Annotated in this window: 14 protein-coding genes; 8 read left to right on the forward strand and 6 right to left on the reverse strand. The window is 71.0% G+C overall.

Annotated features, from left to right (window positions below):
* Positions 1-9 precede the first annotated feature (9 nt).
* Genes OG917_RS18375 through OG917_RS18400 form a run of 6 tightly spaced genes read left to right on the forward strand, consistent with a single transcriptional unit; the run spans position 10 to position 7,077 of the window.
* Complete coding sequence (locus OG917_RS18375) at positions 10-738, forward strand: CIS tube protein (RefSeq protein WP_328318692.1); 729 nt, start codon at positions 10-12, stop codon at positions 736-738.
* The gene (locus tag OG917_RS18380; protein ID WP_328318693.1) at positions 738-2,621 is read left to right on the forward strand and encodes a VgrG-related protein; all 1,884 of its coding nucleotides are present in this window, start codon (positions 738-740) and stop codon (positions 2,619-2,621) included. The genes OG917_RS18375 and OG917_RS18380 overlap by 1 nt, the downstream gene beginning before the upstream one ends.
* Before the next feature lies 1 nt (position 2,622).
* The gene (locus tag OG917_RS18385; protein ID WP_328318694.1) at positions 2,623-3,060 is read left to right on the forward strand and encodes a GPW/gp25 family protein; all 438 of its coding nucleotides are present in this window, start codon (positions 2,623-2,625) and stop codon (positions 3,058-3,060) included.
* Positions 3,060-5,018, forward strand: a complete 1,959-nt coding sequence (locus tag OG917_RS18390) for a putative baseplate assembly protein (protein ID WP_328318695.1) — start codon at positions 3,060-3,062, stop codon at positions 5,016-5,018. Before OG917_RS18385 ends, OG917_RS18390 begins: the two co-directional genes overlap by 1 nt.
* Positions 5,015-5,590, forward strand: coding sequence for a phage tail protein (locus OG917_RS18395; RefSeq protein WP_328318696.1), 576 nt, complete (start codon positions 5,015-5,017; stop codon positions 5,588-5,590). The genes OG917_RS18390 and OG917_RS18395 overlap by 4 nt, the downstream gene beginning before the upstream one ends.
* Positions 5,587-7,077, forward strand: a complete 1,491-nt coding sequence (locus OG917_RS18400) for an NADase-type glycan-binding domain-containing protein (protein WP_328318697.1) — start codon at positions 5,587-5,589, stop codon at positions 7,075-7,077. The genes OG917_RS18395 and OG917_RS18400 overlap by 4 nt, the downstream gene beginning before the upstream one ends.
* Positions 7,078-7,153: 76 nt before the next feature.
* On the opposite strand, the gene OG917_RS18405 is transcribed toward OG917_RS18400, so the two are convergent.
* Both OG917_RS18405 and OG917_RS18410 read right to left on the reverse strand, forming a co-directional pair.
* Positions 7,154-8,119: a Yip1 family protein gene (locus OG917_RS18405; RefSeq protein WP_328318698.1), complete on the reverse strand. Its 966-nt coding sequence runs from the start codon at positions 8,117-8,119 to the stop codon at positions 7,154-7,156.
* 209 nt (positions 8,120-8,328) lie between these two features.
* On the reverse strand, positions 8,329-10,596 hold the full coding sequence (locus OG917_RS18410) for a (Fe-S)-binding protein (RefSeq protein ID WP_328318699.1): 2,268 nt from the start codon (positions 10,594-10,596) through the stop codon (positions 8,329-8,331).
* Between the two features lie 282 nt (positions 10,597-10,878).
* Here OG917_RS18410 and OG917_RS18415 point away from each other — a divergent pair, with 282 nt between their 5' ends.
* Positions 10,879-12,186: a hypothetical protein gene (locus OG917_RS18415; RefSeq protein ID WP_328318700.1), complete on the forward strand. Its 1,308-nt coding sequence runs from the start codon at positions 10,879-10,881 to the stop codon at positions 12,184-12,186.
* Between the two features lie 132 nt (positions 12,187-12,318).
* Here OG917_RS18415 and OG917_RS18420 read toward each other — a convergent pair whose 3' ends face one another.
* Complete coding sequence (locus tag OG917_RS18420; RefSeq protein WP_328318701.1) at positions 12,319-12,732, reverse strand: rodlin; 414 nt, start codon at positions 12,730-12,732, stop codon at positions 12,319-12,321.
* Between the two features lie 271 nt (positions 12,733-13,003).
* On the opposite strand from OG917_RS18420, the gene OG917_RS18425 reads away from it, so the two are divergent.
* Positions 13,004-13,243 carry a chaplin gene (locus OG917_RS18425; protein ID WP_328318702.1) on the forward strand — a complete coding sequence of 80 codons (240 nt, stop codon included), beginning with the start codon at positions 13,004-13,006 and terminating at the stop codon, positions 13,241-13,243.
* A 129-nt stretch (positions 13,244-13,372) separates the two neighbouring features.
* Here OG917_RS18425 and OG917_RS18430 read toward each other — a convergent pair whose 3' ends face one another.
* The 3 genes from OG917_RS18430 to OG917_RS18440 all read right to left on the reverse strand — a co-directional run bounded on the left by OG917_RS18430 (position 13,373) and on the right by OG917_RS18440 (position 14,923).
* Positions 13,373-13,672, reverse strand: a complete 300-nt coding sequence (locus OG917_RS18430) for a hypothetical protein (RefSeq protein WP_328318703.1) — start codon at positions 13,670-13,672, stop codon at positions 13,373-13,375.
* 265 nt (positions 13,673-13,937) lie between these two features.
* Entirely contained in the window at positions 13,938-14,171 is a 234-nt protein-coding gene (locus OG917_RS18435) for a chaplin (RefSeq protein ID WP_443058978.1), read from the reverse strand.
* Positions 14,172-14,509: 338 nt separating this feature from the next.
* Complete coding sequence (locus OG917_RS18440) at positions 14,510-14,923, reverse strand: rodlin (protein ID WP_328318704.1); 414 nt, start codon at positions 14,921-14,923, stop codon at positions 14,510-14,512.
* Positions 14,924-15,562 lie beyond the last annotated feature (639 nt).

The raw sequence follows: 15,562 nt of genomic DNA on the forward strand, positions 1-15,562 counted from the left end.
GGACCGCAGATGGCGAAGACCGGAGGCAAGGGCGGCGCGGGCAAGAGCCTGGTGCGCGCCACGCTGGCGATCCACCAGCCGCCCGTCGGCTACAGCACCACGCCGGGCGGGCTGATCCGCACGTTCAACTTCGACTTCAACCCGTCGCAACTGGCGCTGAGCCGCCGCGCCCAGTGGAAGACCACGCCGACGGCTGCGGTGCGCGACGGCGCCGTGCCGGAGTTCATGGGGCCCGAGCCCCGCGAGATGACCGTCGAGGTGTTCCTCGACACCTCGGACGAGCCCGACAGCAACGATGTGCGGAAGAACGTCGAATCGCTCTTCTCCTGCTGCGAGGTGACCGCGGCCAGCATCGCGGCGAAGCAGCCGTCGACGCCGTGGGTGGTCTTCCAGTGGGGTGCGTTCTCCACTGCGCGCTTCACGGCGTACGTCAGCTCGGTCGACGCCTCGTACAGCCTCTTCAGCACCACGGGTGTGCCGATCCGCGCCACCTGCCAGGTGCACCTGCACGAGATCCCGAGCAAGACCGCCGGGCAGAACCCCACATCGGGGGCGCTCACCGCACGCCGGGTGCACCGGGTCGTCGCGGGTGACTCGCTCCAGTTCCTCGCCTGGCGCGAGTACGGGGACGCCACCGTCTGGCGGACGATCGCCGAGGCCAACGGCATCGACAACCCGACACAGTTGAGCCCGGGCACCGAACTCATGCTCCCTGCCGCCGAAGAGGTCGGCCACTGATGACCAAGATCGGTTACTCCAACGTCCTGCATGTCACCATCGGCGGGGCGCCGTTGACGAAGGAGCTCGCCTCGCTGCTCGTGGCGGGCTGGGTCGACTTCGGCGCGGGGGTACCCGGCGCCTTCCAGCTCACCTTCCGCGACCACAAGAAGAAGGTGCTCTCCGACTCCGGTGCCGACATCGGCAAGAAGATCGTCATCGCGCCGGTCGCCGACGGCCAGGGGGCCCAGTCCCCGCTGATCACCGGTGAGATCACCGGCCTGGAGATCGACTACGACGGCACCGGCACCATGACGGTCATCCGGGGCTACGACGGCGGTCACCGGATGCTGCGGCAGCGGCGGGTGGTCGGGTACCGGAACATGACGGCATCCGACATCGCCCGCAAGCTCGCGGGGCAGGACAAGCTGAAGATCGGCACCATCGATGCCACGAAGGGCATCTACGAGTACATCACCCAGGCCAACGTCACCGACTGGGACTTCCTGTGCCGGCTCGCCGACGAGAACGAGCGGGTGCTGTCCGTCGACTCCGACGGCAAGTTCCAGTTCGCCAAGGCCGATCCGGCGTCCGGCGCGCCGCCGGTGAGCACGCCGAGCGAGAAGAGCCCGTTCGTCCTGGAGGCGGGGGTCGACATCCTGCGCTGCCGTGCCGCGGTCACCTCCGCCGACCAGGTGTCCTCCGTGGAGGCACGCGGCTGGGACGTGACGGCCAAGCGCGATCTGATCGGTAAGTCCCCCGCCGCCTCCACCCCCGGGATATCCATCGGCTCCACGCCCGCGAAGGCCAGCAGCAAGTTCGGGCCCGCGACCCTGGTCGAGACGGACACCCCGTACGACAAGCAGAGCGAGGTGAAGAACGCCGCATCGGCCCTCGCCGACGACGTCACCGCGGCCTTCGCCGAGCTGGAGGTGACGGTCCGGGGCAACCCCAAACTGCGGCCGGGGGTCCCGGTGGCGCTCGCCGACGTGGGCGACCCGTTCGAGGGCAAGTACACGGTGACGGCCGCCCGCCACTCGTTCGGTGACGGCCGGCATTACGAGTGCTTCCTGACGGTCAGCGGACGCCAGTGGCGTTCGACGTACGGCCTCACCTCAGGCGGGGCGAGCCCGTCGGCCCGGCTGCCCAGCGTCGCCAACGCGCTGGTCACCGATATCAAGGACCCGCTGAAGCAGGGCCGCGTCAAGCTCCGCTTCCCCTGGCTCGACGATACGTACATCAGTGACTGGACGCGTACGGTGCAGTTCGGCGGGTTCAAGGGCGGCGGCCTCATCGCGCCCGACGCCGGGGACGAGGTGCTGGTGGGATTCGACCGTGGCGCCCTGGACCACCCGTTCGTGATCGGCGGTCTCTACAACGGCAAGGACAAGCCGGGCACCAATGACGTCCAGCCGTACGACCGCACCAGCGGCCGGGCCACCCGCCACACGCTGGCCGACCGCAGCAACAACCGTCTCGACCTGCTCGACCAGCGGACCGGCGGCAAACGCGGGGTCCGCATCAGCAGCGGCGACGACCGGCTCACCATCAACCTGGACCGCACCCGTACCGAGATCACCGTCGACAGCAAGGGCTCCGTCACCATCAAGGGCACCCGGTCGGTGACCGTCGAGGCGGGCAAGGACCTCTCGCTGAAGGCAGGCGGCAAGATCTCGATCATGAGCGGTGGGATGCTCGACCTGACGGGGTCGGTCATCAATGCCAAGGCCGCCGGTGCGCTCAACATGGAGGCGGGCGGCGAACTGGGCATGAACGTCGGAGGCCTGGCCACCATCGACGCCGTCGGCAGCATCCAGCTCAACGCGGTCGCGGACATCGGCATCAAGGCCGTCAGGGTGGACCTGCTGGGTCTCGTCTTCGCCAACGATATTCCGGTGGTCTGACATGGCAGAGCAATTCGTCGGCACCGGCTGGGCGTTCCCGCTCCGCATCGGCCCCACAGGCGGCATCGCCATGGTCAGCGGGGAGCGCGAGGTCGAGGAGGCCATCCGGCTCGTCCTCGCCACCGCCCCCGGGGAGCGGCCGATGCGCCCCGACTTCGGCTGCGCCATCCACGACATGGTCTTCGCCCCGGTCAACGAGGCGACGGCCGGCCGCATCCAGCACGAGGTGTACGCGAGCCTCGACCGCTGGGAGCCGCGCATCGAGGTCGAGGACGTGGAAGTGAGCGCCGGGGAAGAGCAGGGTGTGCTCTTCATCGACGTCCGGTACTCGATCCGCGGCACCAACAACCCGCGCAGCCTGGTCTTCCCGTTCTACGTCATTCCCTCCCACGACGAGCCGTCCTCGGATGCGGGACCGGCCACCGAAAGCGAACGCTGATGGCACTGCCCTCTCCCCACCTCGACGACCGCCGCTTCCAGCAGTTCGTCGACGACGCCAAGCGCTACATCCAGCAGCGCGCCCCGGAGTGGACGGACCACAACGTGTCCGACCCCGGCGTCACGCTCGTCGAGACGGTCGCCCACATGGCCGACCAGATCGTCTACCGGCTCAACCGTGTCCCGGAGAAGAACCACCTGGCCTTCCTGGACCTCATCGGGATCACACTGTTCCCGCCGTCGGCGGCGCGTACCGACGTCACCTTCTGGCTGTCGGCGCCGCTGGACGAGGCGCTCAGGCTGCCGGTGGGCACCGAGGTGGCCACCGCCCGCACCGAGAGCGAGGAGGCGGTCGTCTTCGCCACCGAGCGCGAACTCAGGATCTTCTCCTGCGAGTTGGCCTACCTCGTGGTGCAGCGCAGTGGTGAGACGGCGGCCGACCGCACGGCCGAGCTGGCCGAGGGCAAGGACCTGCTCTGCTTCTCCGAGTCGCCGCAGCCGGGCGACTGCCTCATGTTCGGCCTCACGGCGGCCGTCCCGCACTGCGCGGTGGCGCTGACCCTCGACAGCCGTGTCGACGGTGTCGGTGTCGACCCCCGCCAGCCCCCGCTGGTCTGGGAGGCGTGGACCGAGGACGGCTGGACCGCCTGCGAGGTCGACCGGGACGGCACCGGTGGTCTCAACCGTCCAGGCGAGGTCGTCCTGCACATCCCGGGCGGCCACTCCAAGTCCCGTACCGGGCGCCGCGAGGCGGGCTGGCTGCGCTGCCGGGTCACCGAACCGGCCCCCGGACAGCCCTTCTACACGCTGTCGCCCACCGTGCGGTCGGCCGAGGCCTTCACCATCGGCGGCACCACCGGGGCCGTGCACGCCGAGACCGTGCGCGACGAGGCGCTGGGTGAGTCCACCGGGCTCCCCGGCCAGCGGCTGCGGCTCGCCGAATACCCGGTCGTCGGCGACACACCGCCGCTGAACCTCCAGATAGCCGAGCGCGACGGCTGGACCGACTGGGACGTCGTCCCGCACTTCGCCGCCTCCGGGCCCGGCGACCGTCACCTGACCCTCGACGCGGCCACCGGCGAGATCGCCTTCGGCCCCTCCGTGCGCGAGGCCGACGGCAGCATGCACCAGTACGGCGCGGTGCCGCCGAAGGGCGCCGTCATCCGCGCCCGCAACTACCGGACCGGCGGCGGGCGGGCCGGCAATGTCGCCCGCGGTGCCGTGCAGGTGCTGCGCAACTCGGTCCCGTACGTCTCCGAGGTCATCAACCGCGAGGCGGCCAGGGGCGGAGTCGACGGCGAGACCGTCGACGAGGCCAAGTCCCGCGCCCCGATCACGCTGCGCGCCCAGGACCGCGCGGTGACCCTGCGGGACTACGAGGAGCTGGCCAGGCGTGCCGCCCCGGAGACCGCCCGTATCACCTGCCTCGAAGGCGACTCGGACGAGCACGGCGCGCATGCCGTACGGGTCCTGGTCGTCCCGCAGGCGGTGCCGGACGCCGGCGGCTGGCTGCGCTTCGAGCAACTCGTCCCGGGTGACGCGCTGCTGGAGCGGATCACCCGCTATCTCGACGAGCGGCGGCTGCTCGGCACCCGGCTGGCCGTGGGTCCGCCCTACTACCAGGGCGTCACCGTGGTCGCGACGCTGCACGCCTTCCGCGGCGCCGACACCGACAAGGTCAGGCGGCAGGCGCACGAGGCGCTCTACCGGCACCTCGACCCGCTGACCGGCGGCGCGCACGGCACGGGGTGGCCGTTCGGGCGCCCGGTGCAGTCGGGCGAGGTCTTCGCGGTCCTCCAGCGGGTCCCGGGCGTGGAGCTGGTGGACGAGGTGCTGCTCCACCCGGCCGACCCGCTCACCGGCAAGCGCGGCGACCCGACCGAGCGGATCGACCTGGCGCCCCCGGCGCTGGTCTTCTCGTTCGACCACCGGGTCCGGGTCATCGGGGACGGATCGTGAGGGGGTCGGTCGACGGGCTCGGTTCCTCCTCGCCGCTGGGACTGATGCTCCCCGCGGTCTTCGCCGACGACGACCTGGCACAGCGTTTCGTCGCCGGTCTCGACGAGGTACTCGCCCCGATCCACAACGTGCTCGACTGCCTCGACTCCTATTTCACCCCGTCGCTGGCGCCTGCCGACTTCACCCGCTGGCTCGCCGAGTGGGTGGGTGCCGAGACGGACGGCGCCGACCGCACCGGCGGCGCGGAGGGCGAAGCCGCGCTCCGGGCAGCGGTGGCCGCCGCCTCCCGTCTGCACCGCATCCGCGGCACCCGGCGGGGTCTCGCCGAGGCGGTCCGTTTGACGTTCGGGGTCGAACCTGAGATCACCGAGAGCGGCGCGGCGAACTGGGACGCCCGCCCGCTCGGCCCCGTCCCCGGTGACCGCCGCCCGCGCCTGCATGTGTCACTTGCCCTGCCCGACCCGGCCCCCGGCGACCAGCACCGCCTGGAGAGCCTCGTCGAAGCTGCCCGCCCCGCCCACATGCCCTTCACGGTCCAGGTGACCGCGGTCGAAAGGATCACCGGCACATGACCACTCAGCCCCCAGGCGCCGACCCGGGACAGACGCGGGAGCGGACCCGCACCTGCGCCGAGTGCGGTACGCCGTCGACTCCCGGCCACTCCTTCTGCGAGGGCTGTGGCGCTGTCCTCAGCTGGTCGCCGGCCGGACCGGCCGCAGGGCAGGCCCGCTCCGGGACGGATGCGCCGGCCGGACCCGGCCCGCTCCCGGCCGCGCACGAGGACGACGAGCCGAGCACCGTGCCCACCCCGGCCGTACGCGGCGGTGGCAGCGGACCGCAGGGCGCCCCGGACCCGTCGGGGCCGCCCACGGGACCTGCCCCGGCGGACCGTCCCGCCCAGGGTCCTGAAGCTCCGGCCGCGGGCCTGCCGGCCCCTGACGCCGCAGGCCCGTACGGAGCAGATCCGCAGAGCGCGGCCCCGCAGAGCGCGGCCCCGCACGCCACTGCCCCGCACACCGGTGGCGGGAGCGCGCCGGTCCCGGGTCAGCCGGCGCAGGGCGGCGCAGGCCCGGATCCCGCGGCGCCCCGGCCCGGCGGGGCCTTCCCCGCCCCGCACGCGCCCGGCGGGCAGGACGACGAGGCGGCCCGTGCGGCAGCCGCTGCCGCCGCGACCGACCGCGCCCGGGCGCTGCTGGTCCCTGTCGCCGATCCGGAGGCGCGCACCCCGGAGGCCTCCCACGTCGCGCCGGTGCTGCCGGGCCGCCCGGCCGCCTCGCGTCCGCTCGTCCAGGGACCGGCCGGCGCGCCCGACGGCGACGGCGGGTACGCCTGCCCCTGGTGCGCCACCGGCAACCGGCCCGACCGGCACTACTGCCGCCGCTGTGGCATGAGCATGGCAACGCGCCCCGAGGGCCCGGCCAGGCTTCCGTGGTGGCGCAGGCTGCGTGCCGGAAACCGGGAGGTGCCGTGGGCGGGCGACCGGCCCCGGCTGCGCAGCCAGTTCGGCCGTGTCGTGAGCTGGGTGGCGGGCGCCGCCGCCCTCGGGCTCGTCATCTACGGCGTGGCCAACGCCGGTACGGCGGTCCAGGCGGTGAGCGACCACTTCGCGAAGCGCGCCCCCATCACGCCCGACGGGTACACCGCGTCCCGCTCCTACGCCGGGCACAACCCGCAGAAGGCCTTCGACGAGCTGAACAACACCTACTGGGAGCCCGGCGTCTCGCAGGACGGCCGCGGCGAATGGCTCCAGGCCAGTTTCCAGGACCCGGTCCGGCTGCTCGACATCATCGTCACGCCCGGCATCTCCATCCAGGCCAGCGACCTGGCGCACACCGCAAGGCCGCACCGTGTCGACGCGGTGATCACCCGGTCGGACGGCAAGATCATCGAGCGCCACCTCAACCTCGACCAGGGCAGTGGCCCGCAGCGCATCGACTTCCGGGTCGGTACGGTCTCCTCGGTCCGCTTCGTCCTGCGGACGGCTTACGGGACGTCGTCCAAGAAGCAGGTCGCGATCGCCGAGGTCGAGTTCTTCGGACGCTCCGGCTCCAACTCCTGAACCCTTACGCACCGGAGACAGCAGTGAGGCCACCCGGTCGTACCGGGTGGCCTCACCGCTGTCGGAACCGCAGACGTCAGAGGGTGCCGAGCTTCAGCAGCGACAGCAGGGCGATCAGCTGGATCGACGAGGCGGCCAGCGCCTTCGGCCACGGCAGGTCGTGCGACTTGCTCACCATGGACGTGAACAGCGCGCCCGCCGCGACCCAGGTCACCCAGCCGAGCACCTGGACGAAGCTGTTCTCACCGCCCAGGAAGAGCGCGAAGAGCAGCCGCGGCGCGTCCGTGATGGACATGATCAGCATCGAGAGGCCCACGGTCGGCTGCCAGGCCCCGTCACCCCCGAGCTGGCGTGCCAGCGTATGGGTCACCACGCCCAGGATCAGACCGCCGATGACGAAGGCGACACCGGTCGTCAGGACGTACGGGACGGCGTTGGACAGCGTCGCGTGGACGGCGTCGTCACGGGCCTGGTCGAAGCCGAAGAGCGCGAGCAGCCCGTAGACGAACGTGACGGTCAGCGCGGGGCCCCACACCTTGTGGTCGCGCATCTGCCAGAAGGTCGGTCCCGGGCGCATCACGATGCCGCGCAGCAGGTCCTTCCAGCCCAGGCGCGGCCCCGCGGGCGGGGCCGCGGTCTGCCCTGCCCGGTAGGTGTTGCCGTCGCCGTACGGGTCCTCGCCGATGCTGAAGGCCTGCGTGTGCCCCGGGTTGTCCGCGCTGTTGCCGTACGGGCCCGCGGGCGGGGCGCCGTACGGGGCCTGCCCCTGGTAGGGGCCGCCCTGCCCGTGACCTTGCCCGTGGCCCTGCCCCTGGTACGGGTCCCCGAAGTACTCCGGCTCGCCGTGGGGCTGCTGGGCCTGCGGAGGCCACTGGTGCTGCTGCACCCGCTGGGGCGACGGCTGGGACGCAGCTGCGCCGCCGTACGGCGGAGGCGGTGCCTGCCTGCCGTACGGCTGCTGCTGCGGTCCCCGCTGCTGCCGCTGCGGGTTCTGTTGCGACGTGCGGTTGTCCCGGCCGCGTCCGATCCTGAATCCAGCCACGCTTTCGAACGTACCCGCTTCCCGGGGGCCGAGTGCCGGACCCGGTAGTACAGGCGGGGCTTTGCGGCCGAGCTGTGACATCCCCTAGGGGCTGCGCCGGTGCGACCCGGAAGGGCCGCCGGGCCGGGGGAGGGCGGCCGGACACAGCAGGAGGGGCCGGGACCGCCCGATGGCGGTCCCGGCCCCTCCTGCTGTGACTCTTCCGCGCGTTATGCCGCCGGTTCGGGCTCCGGCGCGTCCTCGGTGGCCGTGTCCTCCGCCGGGTCGGCGGGGAGCTTCACCGAGTCGAGCAGCAGCTGCGCCACATCGACCACCTGGAGCGTCTCCTTGGCCTTGCCGTCGTTCTTCTTGCCGTTGACCGAGTCGGTCAGCATCACCAGGCAGAACGGGCAGGCGGTGGAGACGATGTCCGGGTTCAGCGAGAGCGCCTCGTCGACACGCTCGTTGTTGATGCGCTTGCCGATGCGCTCCTCCATCCACATCCGCGCGCCGCCGGCCCCGCAGCAGAAGCCGCGCTCCTTGTGCCGGTGCATCTCCTCGCTCCGCAGGCCGGGCACCTTCGCGATGATCTCGCGGGGCGGTGTGTAGACCTTGTTGTGGCGGCCCAGGTAGCACGGGTCGTGGTAGGTGATCAGACCCTCGACCGGGGTGACGGGGATTAGCTTGCCCTCGTCGATGAGGTGCTGGAGCAGCTGGGTGTGGTGGATGACCTCGTACTCGCCGCCGAGCTGGGGGTACTCGTTGGCGATGGTGTTGAAGCAGTGCGGGCAGGTCGCGACGATCTTCTTCGTCGCCTTGGCCTTCTTGGTGCTCTCGTCCTCGTCGTCCTCGCCGTACGCCATGTTCAGCATCGCGACGTTCTCCTGGCCGAGCTGCTGGAACAGCGGCTCGTTGCCCAGGCGGCGGGCGGAGTCACCGGTGCACTTCTCGTCGCCGCCCATGATCGCGAACTTGACGCCCGCGATGTGCAGCAGCTCGGCGAAGGCCTTGGTGGTCTTCTTCGCCCGGTCCTCCAGGGCGCCCGCGCAGCCGACCCAGTACAGGTAGTCGACCTCGGTGAGGTCCTCGACGTCCTTGCCGACGATCGGGACCTCGAAGTCGACCTCCTTGGTCCACTCGACGCGCTGCTTCTTGGCAAGACCCCAGGGGTTGCCCTTCTTCTCCAGGTTCTTGAGCATCGTGCCCGCCTCGGACGGGAACGCGGACTCGATCATCACCTGGTAGCGGCGCATGTCGACGATGTGGTCGATGTGCTCGATGTCGACGGGGCACTGCTCCACGCACGCACCGCAGGTGGTGCAGGACCACAGCACGTCCGGGTCGATCACGCCGTTCTCTTCGAGCGTCCCGATCAGCGGACGCTCGGCCTCGGCGAGAGCCGCGGCGGGTACGTCCTTGAGCTGCTCGGCGGTGGCCTGCTCCTCGCCCTCCATGTTCTTGCCGCCGCCGGCGAGCAGATACGGCGCCTTGGCGTGCGCGTGGTCGCGCAGCGACATGATCAGGAGCTTCGGCGAGAGGGGCTTGCCGGTGTTCCAGGCCGGGCACTGCGACTGGCAGCGTCCGCACTCGGTGCAGGTGGAGAAGTCCAGCAGGCCCTTCCAGGAGAAGTGCTCGACCTGCGAGACGCCGAACACGTCGTCCTCGCCCGGGTCCTCGAAGTCGATCTCCTTGCCACCCGAGGCCATCGGCAGCAGCGCGCCCAGTGCGACACCGCCCTGTGCGTCCCGCTTGAACCAGATGTTGGGGAAGGCGAGGAAGCGGTGCCAGGCGACACCCATGTCCGTCTTGAGCCCGACCGTGATCATCCAGATGAAGGACGTCCCGATCTTGATCATCGCGGTCAGGTAGATCATGTTCTGCAGCGTGCCGGTGCTTGCTCCGCGGAACGCCGCGACCAGCGGGTACGAGAGGAAGTACGCGGCGTCGTAGCCGTGCACCCCGGCCAGCGCGCCCTCAAGGCCGCGCAGCGAGTAGATCGCAAGGCCGATGATGAGGATGACGGCCTCGACGAAGTACGCCTGGCCGAAGTTGGATCCCGCGAACCGGGACTTGCGGCCCGGCCGGTCCGGCTTCGAGAGCTGGCGGATGACGATCAGCGTCAGGATGCCGAGCGTCGTCATGACGCCGATGAACTCGACGAACATCTCGTACGGCAGCCAGTGGCCGATGACGGGCAGCACCCAGTCGGCCTGGAAGAGCTGACCGAAGGCGTTGAGCAGCGTCAGGACGAGGGAGAAGAAGCCGACCGCGACGAACCAGTGCGCGAACCCGACAATGCCCCAGCGGTTCATCCGGGTGTGGCCGAGGAACTCCTTGACCACCGTGATCGTCCGCTGGACGGGTTCGTCGGTGCGGGTGCCTGCCGGCACGTCCTGACCGAGCCGCACGGAGCGGTAGATCTGGGCGATGGCTCGTGCGAACAGCGCGACACCGACCACGGCGAGTACCAGCGACACAATGATCGCGGCGAGTTGCATGGGGGCTCCTCGGGCCTGCGAGGTGGGGATCCAGTGATGACAGTGGTTCTCAAGTGATTACTAAGCAGTAACTTAATGCAGTCCGTGCTGAGAGTACCCACTTATCCCACTGCGATGTACCGGAGAAGGCGGTGATCTGCGTCGCTCAGGGTCTCCTCATCTGATGTCATCCGTCCAATCGTGTTACTCACCGCATAGTGGTGCATAACGAACTAGCTTGTGGATCGTTCGAGCTGGATGCCCCGGTGGCATCACCCCGATACCGCAACCGATGGGCGGCGCATGAGCCAGGCGATCCCCCGTGACAACGGCCACCAGGACCCCTCCGCCGGCGCCCCGCCCCCCACGGTCCGCTGTGCCGGTATCCCGCTCACCCCGCTCACTCCGGCGCAGGCCGCGCGGGCCCTCGCGGACCTCGCCGTTGCGGGCCGGCCGGCCGATGTCCACCTCTGCGGCGCTCTCACCTTCGCGGAGGCGGACCGCGACCCGGCACTCCAGCGGCTGCTGCGCTCGGCGTCGCTCAACCTCCCCGCCGGACGGGGCCCGGCCTGGGCGGCGCGGCTCGGCGGACGGCCCGCGGCGCGGGTCCACGGACCCGACCTGCTGCTCGACACCGTCCGCGCGGGGCAGCGCGAGGGGGTCGGTCACTACCTGCTCGGCGTGGCAGGCGGAGCGGAGAGCCGGGGAACGGAGGGGGACAAGGCACAGAACGGGGGAGCGGGGGAGAGCGCGAACGGAGCGGCGGGCTCTGGGCTGCCGGACGGCGGCGGACTCACCGCCGAACTACTGGTGCGCTACCCCGGCGCCCACGTCGCGGGCGCCGGACCACTGCCCGGCCCGGACGCCGGCCCCGGCGCGTGGGCGGCGCTGGTGGACCGCATCCGGGAGAGCGGTGCCCGGCTGATCTGGATCGGGGGGCCCGCAACGGCACATCAGCACAGCGCGGCGGCCCGTCTCGCCGCCGCGCACCCCGCGGTGTACGTCGCGGCAGGCCCGGCCTTCGGCCTCGGCCACGGCGGCGCCCGCCGGGGGCCGTTGCGCGCCCGCTGGCAGCGCGGCCTGGCGGGGGTCCGGGGGCGCGCACGTTTCGTACGCGCCGCGACGCGTGAGCGGCAACGGGGCCGGGGACCGTACCGCGAGCTCGTCCAGCTGCTGGCCGACGCCGAGGTCGACCTTGTCCTGGACGCGGGCACGGACGACGGCGCGTACGTGGCGGGGCTGCGCCGTGCCGGGTACCGGGGGCGCGTGGTCTCGTTCGAGGTGCTGCCCGGGCCGCTCGGCCGGCTGCTGCGGCGCGCGGCGGACGACCCCGGCTGGTCCGTACTGCCGTATGTGCTGGGGGACGGGCGGGAGCCGGGCGGCGGCCACCGGCTCGACACGCTGTGGGACGGCCTGACCGCGCCGGGCGAGCGGCTGTTCGTGCGGCTGCGGGTGCCCGGCCACGCGGAGCGGCTGCTCGCCGGGGCGGGACCGTACGCCGCGGACTGCGTCGGCCTGCAGATGCGGGCGGAGCGGGACGGTCCGCTGCCCGGCTACACGGCGGTGCCGTCGCCGGTGCCCGGCGACGCGGTGCTGTTCCGGCGCGGCTGAGGCACCGGCGCGGCGCACCGCGCCGGGACACGCGGACATGAAGGAGCCCCGGCGGCAGCTCGCGCTGCTACCGGGGCCACTTCTGTGCTCCACCGGGACGTCAGTGTCCGGAGGTCGGAGGAGCGGCGGTGATCAGCGGCCGTTCGCCGCGCCGTTGCCCGAGAGGATCGGGATGTTGTCCAGGAGGTGCGACAGAGCCTCGTCACCCTTGGCCTGGGTGGAGTTCTCGGTGCACTGCTGCGTCTGCGGCGAGGACAGGATCGGGATGTCCTGCACGGAGATCGGGACCAGACCCACGAGGGAGCCGACGTTGGCCTTGGCCGGGAGGGCGATGCAGGGCTTGTTCAGCGAGCCCTGGATGAGACCGATCTGCGGGCTCATGTTGCCGTACGTGGCGGAGTTGCCGAACGCCTGCTGGGCACCGTTGCCGCTGAGCGACGTGGTGCCGCCGTCGTGACCGACGGCCATGGCCGGAGACGCCATCATCGCGCCCGCGCCGGCCATCGTGAGGGTGGCCGCCGCAGTGGCCACAGCCTTCTTGATCATAATTTGCGTCCTTCGGTTGTCACACGAGTGCCCGCTTCCGGAGCGCTCTGATCAACTGCCGGAACGGCGAATGGTTCTGGCGCTTCACTCATATGGCTTCTTGTCGCTGTTGCAAAGGAAGAGGGTTGACGCACTGGGCCGTCCGGGGGAGTTCTCATTGGGCCGAACAGGTTCCGTGGGGCGCCCGGCCGTGTCGCCGGGCCCGGCAGTTCGTTGCGAATCGAGTGGGTCCTGATTCAGGGCACAACATCGAAGAGAAGGTGCAACTCCCATGAACACTGCCAAGAAGGCAGCTCTCGTCCTTGCCACCGCGGGCCTCGCCGCCGGCGGCGCCGCCGGTTCCGCGTTCGCCGACGCCGGGGCCGAGGGTGCGGCCGTGGGCTCGCCGGGTGTCCTCTCGGGCAACCTGGTCCAGGTCCCGGTCCACGTTCCGGTCAACGTCTGTGGCAACACCATCAACGTCATCGGTCTGCTGAACCCGGCGTTCGGCAACACCTGCGTCAACAACTGACGTTCTGATCCGGTCATACCGGTGAGCCCGGTCCCAGGACCGGGCAGCAGAAGTGGCGGTATCCGCACTGCGGATACCGCCACTTTCGCGTCACGGCGGCCGGAGCGGAGCCCGGCCGGGTGGGGGCTGCTACTGGCTGCCCAGCTGCACGCCGCCCAGCATCGGGGTGGCCTGACGGGCGAGGCCCAGTACGTGCGAGGCCACGTCGCCCCTGCCCGTCACCAGGCTGTCGGCCGCGCCGGCCAGCTCGGCCACCGGGGCCGACGCCCCCTGCTGGAGCGCCTGCGTGGCCTGGTCGACTCCGCCGTTCAGGCTCATCGGGGGCATGGCGGGTCCCTCGGCGGCGAACGCGGGAGTGGCCGCTGCCGCGCCCGCGCCGAGGGCCATCATGGAACCGGCGACGACCGCGGCGGCCTTTGCGTACTTCATGTCGGATGCCTCTCTCCGACGGCGCTGTGCACAGCTGCGACTCTCGCGCCGGGGCACCCCGGGAGGGTGCCGGTGCGCCGCCGTCACCGTGGCTAACGATCTCTTCCCGCGAGGGAAACCCCGGGACGGAGAACGTTTCTGCGCCCTCTGCCGTCCCGCGGGCACAAGGGGCGCAGGGGGTGCAAGGGGGGGGCGACAGAAAGCGGCCCCGCCGGGCATCGTGATGCCGGCGGGGCCACTGCTCACCCTCGCGGGGAGGTCCGCGTCAGCGGTTGACGCAGGTGTTGCCGAACGTCGGGTTCAGCAGCGCGATGATGTCGATGCTGTTGCCGCACAGGTTCACCGGAATGTGAACCGGAACCTGGACGACGTTGCCCGACAGCACGCCGGGCGAGCCGACGGCCGCACCCTCCGCGCCCGCGTCGGCCATGGCGGGCGCAGCGGCACCGAGGGCCATCATGACGCCGGCGGCGAGAACAGCAGCCTTCTTGAAGTTCATGTCGATCCTTTCCGCAGCGGTGCATCCGCATCCGCGACCGTCGCGAGGCGGGCCCAGTTGTCTCTGTGCGAACACCGCTGCAGGACTGCTAACGACCGGTGCGGCCACGAGAAACTCCGGGCCGGACGGCAGCGCCCAAGTCAACCCGAATGCCCGCGCGGAACCAGGACCAGGAACGGAAACGGAACGGAACCGGAACCGGAGTCGGGGCCGGAACCAGGAACGGAACTTGTGCGATGTGCCTCCCGGCGCGCAGGCCGCGACCGTGGAGGCGCCGCACACGCACGTGACCGCCGCAACGTCCTGTCTGCGGCGGCCACGTGGGAGCAGTGAGGAGATCAGCCCTCGTTGCCCGCACCGTTGCCCGAGAGGACCGGGATGTTGTCCAGGATGTGCGACAGAGCCTCGTCACCCTTGGCCTGGGTGGAGTTCTCGGTGCACTGCTGGTTCTGCGGCGAGGACAGGATCGGGATGTCCTGGACGGCGATCGGGACCAGGCCGACGAGGGAGCCGACGTTGGCCTTGACCGGCACACCGAGGCAGGGCTTGTTCAGCGAGCCCTGGACCAGGCTGAGCTGCGGGCTCTGGTTGCCGTGGGCGGACGAGTTGCCGAAGGCCTGCTCGGCACCGTTGCCGCTCAGCGACGTGGTGCCGCCGTCGTTGCCGACGGCCAGGGCCGACGGGGCGAGGGCGGCACCGGCGCCGACGATCGAGGCGGTGACGGCTGCGGTGGCCAGAATCTTCTTGATCACTGTGGTCCCTTTTCTACATTTTTGCCCGGAAGTGGAGCACCCTGATCAACTCCGTGGGCCTTGTTTGGTTCCGGCCCTTCACTCGTTTGCCGTAGCGCACGAGTGCGGGGCCCTCCGGAGTGAGCCCCTTGTGCGCGGGGTGCGCCGTGGAGCCGGGGTGCCGCGGGAGGTGACCGCGGGGAGTGGGCCGGCCGGCTCTCGGTCCGCCTTCTCGCGCACGCGGTCCCGGCATTGCGCACGCGTTCAACGAATGCCGTCCCCGCGGGGTACGCGCCGTCACCCGCCGGGGACCTTTACTGGCAAATGGCGGGCCTATTACCCGGCGCCACAAGGGAATTCACGGCATTTGGCCCAGCCCCCGTACAGCGGCATGTGCGCGTCCGTCATGATTTCCACCCCGCTTTCTGACAAAGTGCATTCCTGCTTGGTCCGATTGGTCGCATTTGTCGAGACGGGAGAGCCAGTCATGCGCAGGACGACGGGTCTCGCTGTGCCGTACGGCTTGGGCGCACCGCTGCGCGGGGCGCGTTCCACCACCCTGTTTCCGGTGGGCCACGGCTCCGGCGCATTCGATCAGAAGCCCGTCCTCTCCTGCGGCAGTGGCAGCCCCGCCCTCCATTTCTCCGCCGAAAGCCGCGG

It is taken from the genome of Streptomyces sp. NBC_00388 (assembly GCF_036061255.1).
GTDB lineage: Bacteria > Actinomycetota > Actinomycetes > Streptomycetales > Streptomycetaceae > Streptomyces.